At 41.0% G+C, this 19,059-nt stretch carries 16 protein-coding genes; 5 read left to right on the top strand and 11 right to left on the bottom strand.

The genetic code is table 11. The features are described from left to right. Positions 1–55: 55 nt before the first annotated feature. The 4 genes from DDZ16_RS07775 to DDZ16_RS07760 form a co-directional block, all read right to left on the bottom strand. A complete protein-coding gene (locus DDZ16_RS07775; protein ID WP_109263889.1) occupies positions 56–1,333 on the bottom strand; it encodes a M16 family metallopeptidase in 1,278 nt (425 codons plus the stop codon). Between the two features lie 10 nt (positions 1,334–1,343). Next, entirely contained in the window at positions 1,344–2,600 is a 1,257-nt protein-coding gene (locus DDZ16_RS07770) for a M16 family metallopeptidase (RefSeq protein ID WP_109263888.1), read from the bottom strand. A 320-nt stretch (positions 2,601–2,920) separates the two neighbouring features. Next, positions 2,921–3,871: an NAD(P)H-dependent flavin oxidoreductase gene (locus DDZ16_RS07765; RefSeq protein WP_109263887.1), complete on the bottom strand. Its 951-nt coding sequence runs from the start codon at positions 3,869–3,871 to the stop codon at positions 2,921–2,923. An 82-nt stretch (positions 3,872–3,953) separates the two neighbouring features. After that, the gene (locus DDZ16_RS07760) at positions 3,954–5,588 is read right to left on the bottom strand and encodes a dipeptidyl-peptidase 3 family protein (protein WP_232526589.1); all 1,635 of its coding nucleotides are present in this window, start codon (positions 5,586–5,588) and stop codon (positions 3,954–3,956) included. A 199-nt stretch (positions 5,589–5,787) separates the two neighbouring features. On the opposite strand from DDZ16_RS07760, the gene DDZ16_RS20610 reads away from it, so the two are divergent. Further along, entirely contained in the window at positions 5,788–5,988 is a 201-nt protein-coding gene (locus DDZ16_RS20610) for a hypothetical protein (protein ID WP_146192211.1), read from the top strand. 352 nt (positions 5,989–6,340) lie between these two features. Here the strand turns inward: DDZ16_RS20610 and DDZ16_RS07755 are convergent, their stop codons facing one another. Both DDZ16_RS07755 and miaA read right to left on the bottom strand, forming a co-directional pair. Then, positions 6,341–7,777 carry an adenylate/guanylate cyclase domain-containing protein gene (locus tag DDZ16_RS07755; RefSeq protein ID WP_109263885.1) on the bottom strand — a complete coding sequence of 479 codons (1,437 nt, stop codon included), beginning with the start codon at positions 7,775–7,777 and terminating at the stop codon, positions 6,341–6,343. 378 nt (positions 7,778–8,155) lie between these two features. Further along, positions 8,156–9,088, bottom strand: coding sequence for a tRNA (adenosine(37)-N6)-dimethylallyltransferase MiaA (miaA, locus tag DDZ16_RS07750; protein WP_109263884.1), 933 nt, complete (start codon positions 9,086–9,088; stop codon positions 8,156–8,158). Positions 9,089–9,795: 707 nt separating this feature from the next. Between miaA and DDZ16_RS07745 the strand changes: the two genes are divergently transcribed. From DDZ16_RS07745 to DDZ16_RS07730, 4 genes are all read left to right on the top strand, one after another. Continuing rightward, positions 9,796–10,383: a YIP1 family protein gene (locus DDZ16_RS07745; RefSeq protein WP_109263883.1), complete on the top strand. Its 588-nt coding sequence runs from the start codon at positions 9,796–9,798 to the stop codon at positions 10,381–10,383. A gap of 1 nt (position 10,384) precedes the next feature. Continuing rightward, positions 10,385–10,840, top strand: coding sequence for an SsrA-binding protein SmpB (smpB, locus tag DDZ16_RS07740; RefSeq protein WP_109263882.1), 456 nt, complete (start codon positions 10,385–10,387; stop codon positions 10,838–10,840). Between the two features lie 403 nt (positions 10,841–11,243). Beyond that, positions 11,244–11,804 carry an RNA polymerase sigma factor gene (locus DDZ16_RS07735; RefSeq protein WP_109263881.1) on the top strand — a complete coding sequence of 187 codons (561 nt, stop codon included), beginning with the start codon at positions 11,244–11,246 and terminating at the stop codon, positions 11,802–11,804. Then, a complete protein-coding gene (locus DDZ16_RS07730) occupies positions 11,801–13,216 on the top strand; it encodes an outer membrane beta-barrel protein (protein ID WP_109263880.1) in 1,416 nt (471 codons plus the stop codon). Before DDZ16_RS07735 ends, DDZ16_RS07730 begins: the two co-directional genes overlap by 4 nt. A 349-nt stretch (positions 13,217–13,565) precedes the next feature. Here DDZ16_RS07730 and DDZ16_RS07725 read toward each other — a convergent pair whose 3' ends face one another. The 5 genes from DDZ16_RS07725 to DDZ16_RS07705 form a co-directional block, all read right to left on the bottom strand. Beyond that, positions 13,566–15,275: an ABC transporter ATP-binding protein gene (locus DDZ16_RS07725; RefSeq protein ID WP_232526593.1), complete on the bottom strand. Its 1,710-nt coding sequence runs from the start codon at positions 15,273–15,275 to the stop codon at positions 13,566–13,568. A 759-nt stretch (positions 15,276–16,034) separates the two neighbouring features. Next, positions 16,035–16,223 (bottom strand): type II toxin-antitoxin system RelE/ParE family toxin, encoded by a 189-nt coding sequence (locus DDZ16_RS21100; RefSeq protein ID WP_109263878.1) that lies wholly within the window; start codon positions 16,221–16,223, stop codon positions 16,035–16,037. Continuing rightward, complete coding sequence (locus tag DDZ16_RS07715) at positions 16,207–16,440, bottom strand: hypothetical protein (protein ID WP_109263877.1); 234 nt, start codon at positions 16,438–16,440, stop codon at positions 16,207–16,209. The genes DDZ16_RS21100 and DDZ16_RS07715 overlap by 17 nt, the downstream gene beginning before the upstream one ends. A 53-nt stretch (positions 16,441–16,493) precedes the next feature. Then, entirely contained in the window at positions 16,494–16,949 is a 456-nt protein-coding gene (locus DDZ16_RS07710; protein ID WP_109264065.1) for a S24/S26 family peptidase, read from the bottom strand. Positions 16,950–16,978: 29 nt separating this feature from the next. Next, positions 16,979–19,030, bottom strand: a complete 2,052-nt coding sequence (locus DDZ16_RS07705; RefSeq protein ID WP_158275628.1) for a PAS domain-containing sensor histidine kinase — start codon at positions 19,028–19,030, stop codon at positions 16,979–16,981. Between the last annotated feature and the right edge of the window lie 29 nt (positions 19,031–19,059).

Here is a 19,059-nt window from a genome sequence, read left to right as displayed (position 1 = left end):
GTTCTTCCAACCTGATTAATTCATCAATTCAATACTGATTTATCTTCTTTGTTGTTCACATTCCGGCAGCAACAATCCAGAAGTCTTCACGCCTGAGGTATCTCTCTGCGGTTTTTCGAATTTCTTCGGCTGAAACTTCACGAATGTAATCAATCATCTTCTGGTAGAAATCAAAATCCATTCCATATTCTTGTAATGTTCTGTAAATATCAGCAGTGGAAAAAGGCCCGTCAAAATTACGAAGCATCTCACCCATCATATAATTCTTTACCATTTGCAGTTCATCCTCGGGAACCGGGGTTGAACGAAGTTTGTCAAATTCCCCGAATATGGCTTCAATGGCTTTGTCGCGACTTTCACCTGCAACTTCACTGCTGATTCCCCACACTCCGCTGTGCATGAGTGGCATAATGAAGGATCCAATGCCATAGGTCAGTCCTTTTTCTTCTCTGACTGAAGTCATAAGTCTTGATCCAAAATAACCACCGAGGATAGTGTTTAGTACCTGCAAGGGAATAAAGTCGGGATGATGGTTGTTAAAAAGCGGACGGCCAATACGGAGGGCTGTTTGCATGGCATTGTCCTTTTTTATGGAGATGAATTTCCCAGAAGCCGGCATAACAGGGGGGACCATTTCGTTGTCATCGGTTTTGACGGCCTGCCCCTTACCAAAATACTTGTTCAGCAATGGTTGTAATTGGTCACCCGGTTGTCCGGCAACAAAGATTTTTGCATGCTCAGGTTGATATTGACTCCTGTGGAAGTCCTTGATTTGATCGAGTGATATTTTCTCAAAGTGCTCTTCTTTTAATTGACGGCCATATGGATGATCAGCCCCAAAAATGGTTTCTCCGAACTGGCGGGTGGCTATGGTTTTGACTTTTTCCCCCTCAAAGATAAATTCCTCTTTCTTCTTTTTTAAGTAAAGATCGTATTCGTGTTCCGGAAATGCCGGACGGGTAATAATATCATGAATCAGTTCCAGCATTTCGGGAAGATGGCGGGTTAGGCACAAAACTGTAAATATGGTTTGATGGTGATAGGTTTGGGAGTTGATGTATGCACCAAAAAAATCGATCATCTCAGAAATTTGCATGGAAGTTTTCCCTTTCGTGCCTTCCTGCATGAGATTGGCTGTTGTAGAGGCTACCAATGGAATACCTGCCTGAACAGCCCCGGCCGGAAATTGAATATCCAGTTTTGTGACATCCTGACTACCCGCCCTGAGTGTAAATACAGGAACGCCATTGTCAAGAGATGTCTTTTCAACAGGTAGAAAGTCAATTTTGTCTATTGTTTTAAATTCAGGTGCTTTATGATAGAAATCTGACATGCTGGTTTCTTTATGCTTTGTTTGTATTTGGCTTGCCCGGGAGATAATATAAAGTGGAACAGTTTTCCGGTACAAAAACAGATTCGGCTACTGAAATAATCTCGTTGGGGGTAACAGCACGGTACTGTTCCGGTTCCTGATTTATTTTTTCAATATTTCCCAGAAGTTCAAACTGAGATAGGTTCATTGCTTTGTTGAGATAATGAATTTCTCCGAAAATAAGGTTTGAAACTACTTTGTTTTTTACCTTCTGAAGTTCATAATCTGAAGGGCCTTCATTGACCATCCGGGTTAACTCATTTTTAATAGCTGCCTCTGCTTTGTCCATCCGGACTTGTGGCATTAATCGTCCTGTGATGGTGAATAATCCCGGATCACGGTCACCGGCAACATAGGCATTTACATCAGAAAAAAGCCTCTGTTCTTTGATGAGTGATTGGAATAACCGGGCGGATTGGCCATTGGCAAAAAGATCTGATAAAAGATCGTTGGCGTAAAAATCGGCATCGGTGCGCCGGCCATTATGGAAAACCATTTGTATATAGGGTGCCGGAACATCCCGCTCTACCGTCAAAAACCTTGCTTCCTTCTGTGGTGGTTCCTGAGGCAGGTCTCTTTGAGGCACATCTCGTCGGGGAATAGAGCCAAACCATTTTTCAGCAAGCTTGAAAATGTGGTCCGGATCTACATTCCCGGCAACTGTTAATACTGCATTGTTTGGGGCATAATGCTTGTAAAAGAAATCTTTGACATCTGTCAGTGCAGCATTTTGAATGTGGGAAATATCCTTGCCAATAGTAGGCCACCTGTAAGGATGAACTTTGTAAGCAAGATCTCTTATTAAGAGAGGTATATCTCCGTAAGGTTGATTAAGGTAACGTTGTTTGAATTCCTCTATTACGACTTTGCGCTGAACATCCAGGCTTTTTTCTGAGAAGTCGAGCTCGTTCATCCTGTCTGCTTCAAGCCAAAAAGCGGTTTCAACGTTTATGGCAGGAACGGTTACGTAATAATTGGTGAAATCATTGCTTGTCCATGCATTGTTTTCCCCGCCAACTTGCTGTACCGGCCCATCGAAAGAAGGAATGCTTTTGGTGCCCCCAAACATGAGGTGTTCAAATAGATGTGCAAAGCCTGTTTTATCAGGGGTCTCATCTCTTGCACCCACATCATAAAGGACATTGACAGCAACCATAGGTGTGGTTCTATCACGGTGAACGACCACCCTCAGGCCGTTTTTTAATGTATGTTTTTTATATTCTATCATTAATAGTACTTTATTGGGCTTTTGTAATAAATTTGTAATCAGTTGCTTGTGTGTTCGTTTTTGCTTGAGTAAAAACGCAGATTTTCACTATTATGCAATTTATTTTTTATCTAAGTAAAATCATTAAACCATTTAAAATGTGTTTTTTATAATTTTCTTAGTTTTTTAAATATGCCGCAAAAAGAATCAAAATTTCTTATATTCGAATGTTTCCAGCTTCTAACTTCCAGCTTCCAGCTTCCGGCTTCCGCGCGGCTGGGCTACTTTTATCTAACCGGACTGCTGTCAGGCAGGTGTCTAAAGGCTTAACGATCCGTTGATTAAAGGATTCTTTTTTTTGTTTCCCGGTATTCAGCAAGTAATGCGTCGAAAATTTCGTTGACAGGTTTTACTTCTTCAATGAGTGCTGAAACCTGTCCGATTTCGAGCTCCCCTTCATCCAGATCTCCTTCAAAAATTCCCTTTTTTGCCCTTCCCCGGCCTAAAAGTTCTTTGAGTTCTTCAGCAGAAGCGCCTCGTAATTGTGCTTGTTCAATAAGTTTGAAGAAGTGGTTTTTCATTAACCGGACAGGAGCCAGTTGTTTTAAGGTGAGCATGGTGTCTCCTTCTTTGGCAGCGGCCGCATGTTCTTTAAATGCCTGATGGGCCGAAGATTCTTCTGATAGGGCAAAGCGGGACCCAATTTGTACGCCATCTGCACCAAGTGCCCGGGCCGCCAGTATGTGTTGACCTGAACCAATGCCTCCGGCGGCAATGAGCGGGAGGGAGGTCATTCTTCTTACCAGGGGAATCAGTGAGAATGTGGTTGTTTCTTCCCGTCCTTCATGGCCACCTGCTTCAAAGCCTTCTGCAACAATTGCATCCACTCCGGCGTCTTCGCATTTTTTTGCAAAGCGTGAATTGGCAATGACATGGGCGACCTGAATGCCATGTTCTTTTAAAAAGCCGGTCCATTTTGCAGGGCTGCCTGCCGAGGTGAATACGATCTTTACATCTTCTTCCACAATAATCTTCATTATGGCATCGATGTCCGGATAAAGCAGTGGAACATTTACGCCCCAGGGCCGGGTGGTTGCTTTTTTCATTTTTTGAATGTGCTCACGCAATACCTCCGGATACATGCTTCCGGAGCCCAGAAGGCCAAGTCCGCCATTATTGCTTACCGCAGAGGCCAGCTTCCAGCCACTGCACCATACCATTCCTCCCTGAATAAGAGGGTATTCTATGTTGAAAAGTTTTGAAACGGAATTATCGGGAAATAGTTTTTCCATGTATTATTCTATTTTGCAAAAAACCTGCTGACTTTGAAATTCAAAGATCAACAGGTTTTGATTAATGTTTAGTGTGCTAATTCTATAAACCCAATACTTCGGGTCCTTGTTCAAAAACAATATCCACGGGAATGCCGGCTTCGTTTACCCGATCCAGATCTGACCGGAGATCAGCATTGATGATGCCCAGCTTTTCTATCATTTCTTTGGCCTTCCCGTAATTTCCATCGCCCTGAAGAACCAGGATTTCATTAGAAAGCTCATTCATAGCCTGCTTCATCTTATCAAAGTTGATCTTGTAAGTTCCCGATTCATCATCGCGTGAAAAGGCATCCTTTTCCAGGAAGTAGTTAAACCGTATCATATTGGATTGTCCGTGAGCACTACCTGCACCAAAGCGAACTGACCTGAAGATACCTGCCATGAAGGTAACATAGTTGGTCATAAGATCTTTATTTTTAAGTTCCCCGTTTTCTGCAAGCTGGGTAACAATGTAAAGTCCTAAAATATCGGCTTTACTTTCTTCAATAGCTGATGCTGTTTCTTTAAGAGCTTCCCTCACGGTTCCTTTCCCGTCAAGGGTTTCTTTTATTCCAAGACCATGAGCAACTTCGTGAAACATGGTGTTCTCAAAGAAAGCGTCGAAATCGATGTATTGACGTTGAGAAGTATCAATCAGTATCTCACTGATAGGAACGAGAATGTTTTCAAACTTGGCCCGCATGCTGTTTTTTAGCTGAAGTTTGCGGCTTCCTTTTTTCATCTGTACATCCGGATCATTGGGCAGGTTGATGGCAATGGTTTTACTTGCGGCATTGCAGTCACCTGCATAATAAATGGCATCGTAAACACCCAGGTCTGAGTCACTTCCCGGTTTCTCTGCTTTGTAGGCTTCATCAACGGGAAGGTTGGATTGAATTTCAGGGAGAAGAGCGGCAAAGCGTTTTAATTGTTCAGACCATTTCATGTCCTTAATGAGAATGTATGCTTCAAAAGCTGTTTTAATCCCCATTAAACCATCCTCATAGGTTTCGATAGGACCAACAACGAAGTCGATTTCATTGTCTTTCATGTCCATCCATTGCATGTCGCTTTTGTAGTAATCGCTGGTTGTGAGAGCTTTGGCTCGTTCTGTCAAATATTTTTTGAAGTCACTGTTTTCGGCCAGTTCTGCAGCCTGATTTAATAGTTCTGCAGCTTGTTGAAGCTCTTTCTTCCATTTCTCGTGATAGGGTACTACCAGAAGCTTACCTTCTTTGTCACGTTCCAGGATGGTGTATTGACTGTTTTTATTATGGTTTTCAAATTCTTCAAATTCCTCTTTTTGCATATCGACAGGATAAAAACCTGCTCCTTCAGGTTTAGGACCTATCTCTTTGATAAAGGGCTTGTTGTCGTTTAACCGGTCCCATGGGCCGTAGTTAATCCTGGTGTATTCTTTAAGATGTTGGTTGTCAATCTTGCGCAGTAAGGACTTTTTGTTTCCCCAGGATTGTTGCCAAAAGAGATTGTCCATTATATCGGCAACATCAAAAAGCAAGGGCAGCATTTTTTTCTGATTGGGTGAAAGACTGTCCAGATTTGAAGTCAGTTTAAAAGATTGATAAGCCTCCACTTTTTCTTTTATGTCGGGTGCCGAGGCGGTATAGGTTTTTTGGTTTGTCTGACAGGAAGTTATTGCGTGTAAAGCAATGAAAAACAGAAACAACCTTTTCATACGTGTCATTTTTTTGAGTTATGCTGAACTATTTAGTGTCTTGAAAAACAGATGTTTATTTGTTCTTTGACATTGGTCTAAAACAGCGTAAATAGTCAGATAACTGAAAAAGAAACGCTGCCGGGGCGGATTTTAAAACCGCTTAGTTTATGTAATGCAAAGCCAAAGTTAGAAATTATTTTTTAACGGTTGAATTGTTGTGAAAGAGATTGAAGACCGGAATGGATTGCACCCGGTAATGCATTGCACCAGAAGCCTGAAACGTTATCAGGGCGGCAGGAACGGGGCAATGTCGCTAATTACCCCTGTAAAAGTGTGTGGCAAGCGGAGAAACCGTGGAGTGGCAGCACATGGAGAAATTGCTATTTTAGGGAGCGCTGAAAAACGCCTACTTTATTAGCGTTTAAAACTTTAAATCATATCAACAAACTCCTAAGTGCAAGGTTATTCCACTTCAAACTCGAATTTCTTTGCACTTAATCATAAAAAAACAGCTAATCAAAAGAACAAAATTTACTGCACCGCCCGAATCTCGAAGTATTTCAATACTCCTTCGATTGGGCGGCTTGTAAATTTTGCCCTTTTGACTTTTTCAGCAGTCCCTATTTTACACTACAGCCTAAAGCTTTTGCAATGCACCGCAAATCAATAGTTTGCATTTAAAAGTATTTGTTTGTCAGGATTTAGAATATCAATATTTTACGAATCATCTTACATCTTTCCTGACTGTCGTCAGACAGGTGTCTAAAAATCTAACGATCTATTGAAATATCTACCTTGACATTAAGTTCTTCAAGTAAATGTCTTAGTCTTTCAATTTGGTGTTGTTTGTTTACTTCCCTGAGATTTCTGGCTGTTTTGGTGAAATACTGGTGTTGCTTGATAAAGTTCAGCTGCATCTTGTTCCAATCGTGCCATGAGCTAACCATTTGACGTTCTTTTAATTCGCTGTAAAGCGTATTGGAAACAGGAATGAAGTCAGTTCTTCCGAGATAATCAAGATCTGAATCGCACATTACCTCTTCCATTTTATCTTTTGGTTGAGGTGGTAACTTAGTAGCCATTATTAATCGGCAGACGGTATCAATGTGATCTTGTCGTACATTGTACCTTGGAAGAATTTGTCGGGCGAGCAGTGCTCCCTGGTGTTCATGGTACTTATAATCCACAATGTGACCGGCATCATGGAAGAGGGCTGCAATCTTCAGGAGCAATACTTCTTCCTCATTAAGGCCTTCTGCCCAGCCAATCAATTCTACTTCTGTAACAACATCAACGGTGTGTTTTACGTTGTGGTAGTAGAGGTTATCAGGCAGGTTATTTTCCAAAAGATCCAGTATTTTTTCCTGTATGTCCATAAATTGGATCTGGCCATATCTGACATCAAACTTTTCGTTGCTTCTAAAACGATCTTCCTTGTGGTGCAATTCGCCTCTCAACCCATTTACCAGGTACATGTTCATTTCGCCTTTGTACTTTACGGGCATAGCGCCTAACTGCGAAATATCAAAAAATTCCTTCACCAGTTCGTAGGTCATCTCAGACATGTTGATTTCACCCGGAGGGCAGGCCTCGCCCAATCGACAGGTGACATTAATGCTGTCGCCTGAAATAGAATAAGGATTGTGGCTTGTGCAGGAGTCAATTGCCAGTACAGGCCCTGTGTGAATGCCCATCTTTACTGTCCAGGGCGGGGCTGAGGGGTGGTTTTTGCAGATGCTCTTCACCGTTGCCAGCATCTTGTTCGCAGCCATTGTGATGTTTATCGGATTGGTGCGGTGCTCGTTGTTTAAACCTGCAGCAAAAATGATGTTATCGCCAAAACTTTTGATCTTTGAAATGTTATATTCTGTAGCAATCCTGTCAATGGTTATATAGATTTCATCCAGAACATCTATCATTTCCGATTTTTCAGAAACATGATTTAACGCTTCAAATCCACCGATGGAAAGATAAAGCAATGAAACAGTCCGAAGATGTTCAACTTTTTTCTCCGGCTTTTTTTCAAATAAATCTTTGTAATGGTTCGGCTTGGTATCTGAAAACTTTGATAAAAGCTCGTTGTACTTTTCGTTTTGTTTCTGAATAACGGAATACCTGCCAACAAGATTTTGAAGCTGATCGTTGAGTTCCTTATTACGATTGGCCAGATTTGTAATTCTGCTTATATAGTCGTGGATATTATCCATTTGCGAAATTTCTTAAATTCAGATTAAGTTGTTGTACGTGAAAAAATGAAAAAAGTGACTAAATCTTTGATGAAAGTTTAATAATCCCTGACTTATGGCCGTTTTGACTGAGTAATTAGACTTAACTAGCCTTTCTTATTGTTAAAGATACTTGAGTGGTGCTGTTGAGGTAAGTGCTTGATTATTATGCTGGGACAGTGTGTTGTGAAAAGGATTTGAGTGGTTTTTTATTTATCATTGGCTTGTTTTAGGGGAATGGATATATGGATGTGGTGAAAAAATGAACCCCGGTTTTTAACAACACAAAATTAAACTACAGCCGAAAGAATAATGAATGTTCAATAATAATCGGTTTGGCTTTTTACAACTTCTGACTAATTAATCTGTCTTTGTTAGCATCCTGACAATATCCGCCACATTATCCTCAATGTTACCCCGTGCATCTATCCAATGGATTTTATGGCCTTTCCTCTCCATCCCTCTGAACCAGGTCATCTGCCTTTTGGCAAACTGGTGAATGGCAATGTTTAATTTCTCAAACATTTCATTATAGGAGATCTCACCTGTTACATGCTGAGTAAGGAATTTGTATTCAAGACCGTAGTAAATCAAGTCTTCAGGCTTAATACCCTCTTTAATGAGGCCTTTAACTTCTTCCACCATGCCTTCATCTAATCTTTCCTTAAGCCGCCGGGTTATTTTTTCTCTTCGCAGGGAGCGATCAATTCTGACTCCTATCAGCAATGGTTTTACTTCAGGTAGTTTCACCTCAATCTCCGGGTGGTTTTGATAGTAGGTCTCTATTTCAATACTTCTTATGGCACGTTTTACGGTGTCGGTATCCGTCGTGTTATGCAGCTTTTTAAAGGAGGCCAGAATGTCTGTCAGTTCTTTAAGAGATTTGTCTTTTAACTTTTCCCTCAGGGCGCGGTCAGGGGGCACATGCACCATTTTGTACTGGTCCAGGACAGCTTGTATATAAAGTCCCGTTCCTCCGCACATAACAGGAAATTTGTCTCTTTTATGAATGTCGTCAAAAATGTTGAAAAAGTCGTTTTGATATTCGTACACATTGTATTTATATCCGGGCTCCTTTAGGTCGATGAGGTGATATGGGATTTCTTTGTCATCGATTAGATAATCATCATAATCTTTGCCTGTACCAAGATTCATACGTCGGTATACCTGCCGGCTGTCGGCGCTGATTATTTCTCCGTTTATTTTTTTGGCTACTCGGGCTGCCAGTTTTGTTTTGCCACTGGCCGTAGGTCCGGTTATCACTAAAAGGTTGTATGGTGTTTTGTTTTGCATGGTATGACTCTCGGTTGTATTTATTTCTCAAATCTAAGAAAAAAGGTTTAACCTGCATTGTTCGTAATTAGTTGGCCCCTTTCAGGGACCCGGTGCCGGGAGCATGTTTAACCCCGGGACAGTTGCCCCGGGGTTATTTAAGTTCGCCCCCTGCCTCCCGGCAGGCAAGCTTATCAGGGACTTGATGGATTAGCCCTATTTGTGTCATTCACAAGGTACGTAATTTATAGAAAGAACCTAATTGTTAATATCATTGCAAAACTAAACTACAGCCAATTCAATAGATCGTTAGATGTCAGATTTAAGACAAGCTATAATATGTAAATAACCAGGGCTTTAAGGTAGTTATGCGTGTAATTCCAAAAAGTTGATTTATAGCTTTTTACAAAATATAACGGCTCGAGTGTCAAGTCAAGCATAGTCTGACGGGCCAAGCCTTGCTCTTTCTACCTTGTGCTTCTCAAAAAAAGACTCACGTAGCTACGGCTATGCTTACTTTTTTGTTGATTTGCACAAGGTGAAAAATAGCGGCAGCTTACCCGAAATTCTACACTTGAATTGACACTAGAGCCAGGATAACGGTGTATTGTTAATTGGAAAGCAACCGTTTTTTTTTGTCAGGATAACCTTTCTTTGCAAAGCATTCCAAGTGATTTGTAGGGTGTGCCTTATTTTTTAATTTTGTATCTTGATTTTAGAGGAACTTTATGTCTACAAAGAAACCTGAAAATACGGGAGAACTCTATCGTAACCTTGTTGTTAGATTACGGAATTTTGTGATTTCACCTGTGTTGGAGTGGAGGAGCATTCATCGCGAGAGCACCACTTTTAATGATATGTTGGGGAATTTTGCCCTTCCACTTGTCGGATTGGTGACGATTGCCACATTTGTGTCGCATTTAATCAATCAACAGGCGTTCATTTTAGAGTTGGCCATGAAGAAAGCAATATTGGTTTTTGTGGCATTACTTGGAGCTGTGTTTTTGTCATGGTATATTGTGGCAAAACTGCTGAAGTTTTTTCAGTTTGTGGTTTCAGGGGAGTTAGCAGCCAAACTGGTTATTTATAGTTCAGGACCCTTGTATGTGATTTCTTTTGTAACAGCCCTGATACCTGAAATATTTTTCATTTACATACTGGCCTTTTACAGTTTTTACCTGGCATGGCTGGGAGTTAGGGATATAGCAGGACCTGTACATCACCGCAAATTTGTTTTCTCGGTTGTTGTAGGCGTTTTGGTGATGGGCATTCCCTTTTTAATTAAGATTTTATTGTTGAATTTATTAACTATATGATATGTCGGCAAGTCGCATAAACATCAAGAATAAAAGAGCTTATTTCGATTATGAAATACAGGAGAAGTTTGTAGCCGGCATCCAGCTTTCCGGAACTGAGATTAAGTCCATTCGAATGGGACGTGCCGCCCTGGTAGATTCATTCTGTTATTTTGTGAGAGGGGAACTGTGGCTTAAGGGCATGAATATTTCTGAGTATTTTTATGGAACATTTAACAATCATGCCCCCCAGAGGGAACGTAAATTACTCTTAAACAAGAAGGAACTTTACAAGTTGGAAAGAAAAACCAAAGAATCAGGTCTTACCATTATACCCCTTCGAATGTTTATTAATGACCGGGGTTTTGCGAAGCTTGAAATAGGCCTGGCTAAGGGTAAAAAACAACACGATAAGCGGGAGACCATTAAAGCAAAAGATACCAGGCGGGAGATGGACCGTGCAAGGAAGAGTTTTTAGAAGAGGTTAGTAGTTGATAGTTGTAGGCAATAGTTAATAGGGTAACTGTCCCAGAATTATTATACACTTACAGCTTGTCATGTTGAGCGAAGTCGAAACATCTGGTTTTTTACGAAAAGATTCTTCGACAAGCTCAGAATGACACCAACCCCGGACTTTTCGGACAGCCCCATAATAAGGGTGTCAAAATTTATCTGCTCCCCGTTTTCGGGTTCTGAAGTTCAGATTTTTATGGTTTACTTGAAGTTTTTACCCTTTTCAACGCAACCATTTTTATATTCTTTCATCTAATCATAAAAAGCAGGGAGTGGTTATATTATTACCCTAACCCCCGGTGGCCCTCATGTTGCATTATTAAGTTGAGTGGCTTACTTTTACAGGAAACCAACTTGATAGTTCTTCAGTGTCTGAAAATAATGAAATAAACAATATTGTAAAAGGATGCCAGAAAGGGGAAAGGAGTGCTCAAAAGGCACTTTATGAGCTTTTTGCGCCCAAAATGCTGGGGGTTTGTATGCGGTATGCCGGAAACCGGGAGACAGCTGAAGATTTTTTGCAGGATGGTTTTATCAGGGTCTTTGAAAAAATTGGAATGTTCCGTTTTGAAGGTTCTTTTGAGGGATGGATGCGGAGAATTATCGTCAATATGATTATTGAGTCATTCCGGAAAAACAAACTAAAAACCGAGTTGACGGATGAATTTCCTGATCAGGAGGAAGATGAGGGTAGCAATTTCACCGTTCAGCAACCTTCGTTGCACGATTTGTTAGCTTTGGTTCAGCAACTCCCTGAACGATACAGGCTGGTTTTTAATTTATATGTATTGGAAGAATTGTCCCATGATGAAATTGCCAAACAACTGAATATTTCTCCCGGAACCAGTAAATCGAATCTTTCCCGTGCCAGAAAATGGCTGCAGGATCGGTTGAAGGAAAATAAAAAGATGGAGGCTGCAAGAACATGATGATACCCGATCAAAATATAGACCCTTTGTTCAATGATCTTAAAGATCTTGAAATTTCACCATCCGATAAGGTGTGGGAGGGTATCGAGGGACTTCTTGATAAAAAGAGAAAACGCCTTGTTCCACTTTATTGGTGGGTGGGTGCTGCAGCATCTGTTCTTTTGGTGATCGGATTTTTTATTTTCAATTCTCCTGACTCAGATCTTTCAAGTGGAGATATGGCACAACAGAAACATATTTCCCCGAATGAATCGGCTACCACTCCAAAGATGGCCCGGCAAATGAATGATGAGGAAATAAAGCAGGAAGTTGAGATTGATCAGGACCTTCAGAAAACAAATAATCTGAATGTGGTTTCTGATTTTTCGGGTGAAAAAACTAAACACACTTCTTTTACTACCATGACTGCTGAAGGAAATACTTCAGCAACAGAAACCTTCAATCCCAAATTGACCGGTACGGAAGACAAAGAGAACCATCTTGTTGTCGCTGTTGAAGCCATGAAATCACATGCGTTCAATTTTGATCTTTGGCATGTGGCAAGTCCCGATACCCGAAAGCTGGCTTACAGACACAGTGATAAGGTGGAATTAATTGGCAATAAGCCCGATGAACCTGTCAGTGATGTGGATGACTCAAGGCCTTCTCTCAGGTTTGTTTTAGGAGGTGAATATTCCCCAACTTATGCCTTTAGGGAAACATCAGGAGGGGGCTCAGGCAATTCAGAGAGTGGAATTAACAAAGCCGGTGGTGGAATAAGTCTTGCCGTTAAGCTGAATTCCCGCTGGCAGATAGAAACCGGTGTGAAGTATGCAATGCTGGGGCAGGAGGTGAGTGCCACTTCCAGATCTGACAGGGTGTATAGTTTTGCCGATGCTTCCCCTTCATTGGAGAGCAGTATGGATATTACAGAAATCAATTTATCCAACTCACTTGGAGCTGTTACGCCCGATGCCTCACCTTCAAGGATGCAGGATGCTGCAGGTTTTCAGGGCAGTTCTAATGAATTGGTTGATTTGCAGAATTCTAATTTTGCAGCAAATGGAAATCCTTTGCTCGAACAAAACCTGGGGTATGTTCAGGTTCCATTAACCATTCGTTATCAATTGTTGAAGCAGTCACAATTAAATCTTTCATTGTCAGGTGGTGTTAGCACCAATTGGTTGGTTGATAACAATGCTTATTTACAAATGGGAGGTGACAAGAAGCGAATTGGTCAGACTCAGGGATTGGCAGATATGGGGTTGAGTACACATGCAGGTGTTGCCGTTTCGTTGCCTGTGTTTAAAGGAATCCATTTGAGAATGGAACCACGGGTCGATTATTTCCTTTCTGATGTAAGCAAAGAAGCACCAGGAACTTTCCGTCCTTACTCTTTCGGTGTCTTTACGGGGCTGTTTTACGAGTGGTAATGGGATTGGATAAAGATTATTATTTATTCTTCTTGTCAATAGATTTTTACCGATACTACCTCAATCCGGGACTTGTTACGTGATTTCTTATTTCTGTGTTTTTATGTTGGATGGCCTTTTATGCTGTGGTAGAGGCCCGTTAGGGCTATGATGTCGGTGGAGATTAGGTTGTTGATGGAATCAAGTTCTGTAGGGATGAAATAAATATTCCGTACCCACGGCACTCATTTGTGTTCTACCTGATGTTTTTTACCTACATATCGTCCCTCCGGGACTCGGGAACTGACCCTTCATGATTTCTTTTTTTGGGGATATATAAAATACTCACTATCCTTTATAACTGCCTCACTTACCTTATTATCCCAAGTTCCGAGAAGGATTGGACCATCTTATAGAAGTGGCCTTTCATATTCATAAGCTCTCTGTAATGTCCGGTTTCTACAACATTTTCACCATCAAGAACCACGATCCTGTCTGCCATTTTGATGGTTGATAGTCGGTGGCTGATGATGAGGGCAGTCCTGTTTTCTGTAATGCCTTTAATGTAGTTTAATAGTTTTGCTTCAGAAAAAGCATCCAGTGAGCTTGTGGGTTCATCCAGCAAAACAACCTGCGACTGGTTGAAAAATGATCTGGCCAGGGCTAATCTTTGCCATTGTCCGGGACTTAGCTGCTCGCTGTCGTCAAACAGAGTGCCTAATGTTGTATTGTATCCGTTCTCAAATTCTTCAATTACCTCATTGATTCCGGCCTGGTTAGCAGCGTCTTTGATGTTTTTCTCTGAAAGCTGCTGACGGACATTGCCAAACCAAATATTTTCTTTAGCAGTAACATTGTAAAGCATGAAATCCTGATAGATGACGCTGATGTTGTCGACCCTGGATTTCCATTTAAGATGGTCGATAGGATGTTTATCAACATATATTTTTCCTTCATTGGGTTTGTAAAGCCCGCAAATAAGTTTTACCAAAGTGGTTTTCCCGGTGCCGTTAGCCCCTACAAGCGCAACGGTTTCACCAGCATTTATCTGAAACGAAACATTGCGTAGAATCCACCGGTCGTTGGATGGATAATGAAACCCTACATTGTCTAATCTGATTCCCTGCTTCATGCGCGCCGGAAAAGGCACCTTTTCATTTTCTTCAAGGGTGGGTTGAGCTTCCGGAAGGTGTAAGAATTCAAAGAGGTTGTTCAGGAAAAGTGAGTCTTCATACAAGCCGGATATCCTTCCCAGAAATTCCTGAAGGTATGCATATCCGCGCTGAAGGGCCATAAAATAAAGAACCACGTCTCCAATCGATAATTGACCTTGAAATGCTCTGAAGGCGATTAATCCATACACTGAGAAGACTGCAATGGCAGCCAGAACCTGCACTGCTACTTCACGGAGAGTCTTACTCCTTAACATTCTAAACTGGCTTTGCCGCCAATCATCTTTTATTTCATGATAACGCTGACGAAAGAGGCTGCCCAGCTCAAAAGTCCTTAGCTCTTTTGCAAATTCCCGGGAGGTGAGCAGTCGATTGTAATAGTTGACTTTTCTTTCACGGTTGGTATTCTTTCGTTTGAAACTGAAAAGTGACCGGGCGTATCGAAGACGGATTGCAGTAACCGGCAGTGTGACAACCAAAAGCACTATGGATATTGACCAGTGTACCATTAACAGGATACCGCCCATTACAATCAGGGTAATAAGGTTCTGTAAAAGTCCAACGATGCCATAGAAGATTCGTGAAGGCCGGAAAGAGGCTTCATTTAAAGCCCGGAAAAAGACGTTTTGATACTTTGGATGTTCAAAGTAGCCGTATTCTATGTTGGTGGTTTTGTTGTGGATGAGATTATCAAAGTAGTCAGAAATCAGGAATGACTGACGCTCACGAACCAATGTTCCCAAAGAGGCTGAGAGAGCATTGGCCAGAAAAACAACAGCTGCAATGATTAATAGTCCCAAAAGCCGGTTAAATGCATCCTCTCCGTTGGGGCCTGTAGCCACTGTCTGGATTTCGTCAACAAGTAATTTAACAAGGTAAAGCAGAAATAATGGGAGTACCCCTCTTATCAGGATTAGCGCTGCATTTAGAATTGTCCAGCCCGGAGAACTCGACCAGATATAACGTAAAATGGTTAGTATTTGGCGATAGTTTCTGATAGTTGTTGGTTTTAGTGTTATAGCTCAGCCAGGCAAAGGGCTGTTCAAATATAAAACATTTTTGAGAGTTTAGAGTGAGAACCAAAATTTGTCCCTGCCCATTAGGATAGGACCTGGACGAGAATTTCAACATTGTGTTGATACTCTAAACCTTTGAAATAAGAGCTGGTGACGGCTTAAGTTAAAAGTAGCGTGTGTGTATTTAGGGGCTGCTGAAAAAGTCAAAAGGGCAAAATTTACAAGCCGCCCAATCGAAGGAGTATTGAAATACTTCGAGATTCGGGCGGTGCAGTAAATTTTGTTCTTTTGATTAGCTGTTTTTTTATGATTAAGTGCAAAGAAATCCGAGTTTGATGTGGAATAACCTTGCACTTAGGAGTTTGTTGATATGATTTAAAGTTTTAAACGCTAATAAAGTAGGCGTTTTTCAGCGCTCCCTATTTAGATTGCTTCTTAACCGAAGCAATCTTAGTATTTTAACCGGACACCAGTGTTTGTTTAAGTATAGAGTTATTGAGATTTTCAGGGTGATATATGCGTTTTTCAGCGCACTCTATGTAGCCATTAATTTCTCAGGATTTTGGCGATTATCGAATAAAGAAATGATTTGTATTTGATTTTGAGAAATACGATAATAGATGGAGGTTTGTTTAGAGATGACAGCTTTTCTTAGTTGAAATATTTGGGATCTTTAGGAAACAGAAGGGGATTCTCTTGAAGTAGATCTAGATGTTTATCAAGTAATTGGGCGAAATTCTCTATTTCCTTTTCACTCCAATAACGTTCAAGATATTCAATTATATTCTTTAAATTTTTAAGGGCTTCATCAGACCAAATAATTCTATAAGTATTTCTCATAGATCTTGCGGGCTTTGGTATGAGAATGCGTGTTTTTATTCTCAAAGTCTTTCAGGCCTCTTAGTATTGAGTCTTTTTCGCCTTTACTTAAATTGTCTGATTGTTTAAAGCTTTGAGCCGAACTATCTTTGATCTTTTTAATCTGGTAAATAATCGAAAAATCTTCTATTTTAGAGATCCATTCAATTAAATTCAATTTGTCTTTTTTGATTCCCATGGCGCTAATGTTTTAAACAAAGATAAGCATATTGCAAGTTATTCTCAAAACATTCAATTCCAAACCCTCAACCCCCAACTCACAACGCGGCCCAGAAACCAGAAAACTTTCCCCGACAGAGGACCTGCAAAGACCATGAAACGGTCAAATGAAGTATTGATGGTCCATGCAAATGGAGATCTGGTTTTTATTATTTTTACAATAACCCCCTTTACTTTTTCTGCCATTATTGGTTTATCCGGCGCGGGCAGTCCATCACCTCTGGTGAGCAATGATTTTTCCTGTTGATTTACAGCGATAAGGCGGTGTGCGATCCACTTTCCTTCACATTCAAAAACCAGAACCTGACCGGGATTAAGATTCTCCCACTTTATCCTCCTGATTTGCACCGTGTCCCGGGGCATAAGAATGGGAAACATACTCATGCCATGCACCGGAACCTGAACGGTTTGTCCTTTGTCGAGGAGTTGATCGAGCCACCGTCTGTATTCATTAAGATTCTGATCCAAAATAAATGGTTTGGAGGTTTTTATTTCAATTAATTGCTCCTGGCGATGGTAAAGAAAAAGCAACTTCCTTTATCCTCCTCACTTTCCACCCATATTTCCCCACCATTCATTTCCACAAGTTCCTTGCTGATGAGAAGTCCCAGCCCTGTGCTGGGTTCATTGTCTGTTCCGGGGCGCTTTACATCGGCATCAACTTTAAAGAGTTTTTGCTGCATGTCTTTACTGAGGCCTATGCCCTGATCACAGACTGAAAAGATGATGTTGTCTGGTTGTTGAGGTTTTGCAAGGATGGAGATTTCACCTCCTTTTTCAGAAAACTTTATAGCATTACTCAATAAATTATTGAAAACAGATATCAGGGAAGTTTGATCCCCCAAAACTCTTAAGTTGTTATCGAAGTTAAGATTCAATTTAATGTTTTTGTTGTCTATTATATTCTGATGAGCTTCTATGGCCTGATTAACAATCTCAGAGACCAGGTGAGGGGTGGGTTTTATCTCTTTCTGGCCTCTTTGAATTCTTGACCATTCAAGCAGGTTTTCCAACAACGTGTAAAAGGAGTTGGTTGACTTATTTAAGGCCCCGAGCAGTTCTTTTATGTATTCGGGTTGCATTCTGTCAAATCGTTCATGCATCAGGCCGATGAGCCCGAGGATGGAAGAAAAGGGGCTTCTTAAGTCATGCGCTATAACAGACAGGAGCCGGTCTTTTTCGGCATTTAGTTGACTCAGCATGTTATTCTTACGGTCCAGTTCATCTTTGGTTTGCTGGTTCTTCAGGGCTTGAACCAGGTTTCTGGCGATAACATCTATCAATTGTTGTTCTTCTTCAAGAAATGAGGAGGACAACCTTGTTAAATCACCACTGTCCTGGTCACTGTATTTTATTATAATTTGTGCTAAGGTGCCACCAGAGAACGCTGGCTGACTTTTTAAACATATATCTTCGTCAATATTAAATGCTTCGTGGCTAAAATAATTTCTTTCACTGGTCTTTATGCAGGCTCTGGCTTTTTCAGGAAACTGAAATCCCTCAGGAATGATTCTTACACATTGGTGCAGAATATCATCAGTTGGATGATTTTGCTGGTGAAGTGTTTTAGAAATCTTGTACAAACACTTTTGCTCTTTCATCCTCTCCTGAAGATCAAAATTACTTTTCTTGGCAGGCGTGATGTTTCTTCCAACACCAACGATCTCTTTAACATGGCCCTCTTCATTGTAAATGGGGGATAAAGAAGTTTGAAAATGTTGCTGACCGGTTCCTTCTCCGGCGGTCCATTCATAAACCACCGGCTTGCCGGCGAGGGCTTCCCTGAAATGCTTTTCATGGAATTCACCTGCCTCTTCGCCCAAAATTTCTGTAGCTCTTTTACCCAGAAAGTCTGCTTCTTTTCTCCCAGCCTCTGCAACCCATTTCCCATGGACACTGGAGTGCCTCAGGTCCTGATCTATAGTAAAGATGACATCGTTCATGGAGTCGACCAGAGAGCGAAATCTCTCCTCACTGTCTTTAAGTTTGTGATAATACTTTACTTCGTCTGAAATATCATTGAGGGCACATAGTATTACCTTCTCCCTGGTTTCAGAGTTTAGGTAAATGACTCTGGAATTTATTTTAATATGTATGGTGCCGGTTTTTCCTTTAAAGCCCAGGAATGCATTGCTTTTTTCCTTTCTCTCTTTTAAAACTTTAAGATGGAAATAAAAGTCATCCTGACTGGAAGGCTCTACCAATTCCCTTAGTTTCCTGTTGTTTAAATTATTTTTAGGAATGTTGAAGTGACTGCGGAATTTGTTGTTGCATTGAATAATTGTTCCTTCCATATTGAGCATGCAATAACCAACCGGTGCCAGTTCAAAGATGGTTTGAAACTTCTCTTTGTTGATGGTCAGATCGTCCTGAACACGCTTTAATTCCTCGTTTTGCATTTCCAGTTCAAACTGATACACCTGAAGGTTTTCGACCAGTTCTTCCAGGTTACTGTTGTAGATGTCACCCGGTAAGCTCTCTTTATTGTGGAGCAGTTGCAGCGCCTTTTGCTTTAAGATGTCCTTCTTGTTGTCGGATAAATCACCCATAGACCAGATCGTTAAAAGAGAACAAAATT

This window comes from Marinilabilia rubra, assembly GCF_003121985.1.
GTDB lineage: Bacteria > Bacteroidota > Bacteroidia > Bacteroidales > Marinilabiliaceae > Marinilabilia > Marinilabilia rubra.
Note: the sequence above shows the minus strand (reverse complement) of the source record. Positions and strands in the feature narration are given on the sequence as shown.

Excerpts from the sequence above, each read along its gene's own strand:
- DDZ16_RS07745 (WP_109263883.1), top strand. The coding sequence starts at position 9,796 with ATGTCTACAAAGAAACCTGAAAATACGGGAGAACTCTATCGTAACCTT.
- DDZ16_RS07760 (WP_232526589.1), bottom strand. The coding sequence starts at position 5,588 with ATGAAAAGGTTGTTTCTGTTTTTCATTGCTTTACACGCAATAACTTCC.
- DDZ16_RS07730 (WP_109263880.1), top strand. The coding sequence starts at position 11,801 with ATGATGATACCCGATCAAAATATAGACCCTTTGTTCAATGATCTTAAA.
- miaA (WP_109263884.1), bottom strand. The coding sequence starts at position 9,088 with ATGCAAAACAAAACACCATACAACCTTTTAGTGATAACCGGACCTACG.
- DDZ16_RS07765 (WP_109263887.1), bottom strand. The coding sequence starts at position 3,871 with ATGGAAAAACTATTTCCCGATAATTCCGTTTCAAAACTTTTCAACATA.
- DDZ16_RS07775 (WP_109263889.1), bottom strand. The coding sequence starts at position 1,333 with ATGTCAGATTTCTATCATAAAGCACCTGAATTTAAAACAATAGACAAA.
- DDZ16_RS07705 (WP_158275628.1), bottom strand. The coding sequence starts at position 19,030 with ATGGGTGATTTATCCGACAACAAGAAGGACATCTTAAAGCAAAAGGCG.
- DDZ16_RS21100 (WP_109263878.1), bottom strand. The coding sequence starts at position 16,223 with ATGAGAAATACTTATAGAATTATTTGGTCTGATGAAGCCCTTAAAAAT.
- DDZ16_RS07770 (WP_109263888.1), bottom strand. The coding sequence starts at position 2,600 with ATGATAGAATATAAAAAACATACATTAAAAAACGGCCTGAGGGTGGTC.
- smpB (WP_109263882.1), top strand. The coding sequence starts at position 10,385 with ATGTCGGCAAGTCGCATAAACATCAAGAATAAAAGAGCTTATTTCGAT.
- DDZ16_RS07755 (WP_109263885.1), bottom strand. The coding sequence starts at position 7,777 with ATGGATAATATCCACGACTATATAAGCAGAATTACAAATCTGGCCAAT.
- DDZ16_RS07715 (WP_109263877.1), bottom strand. The coding sequence starts at position 16,440 with ATGGGAATCAAAAAAGACAAATTGAATTTAATTGAATGGATCTCTAAA.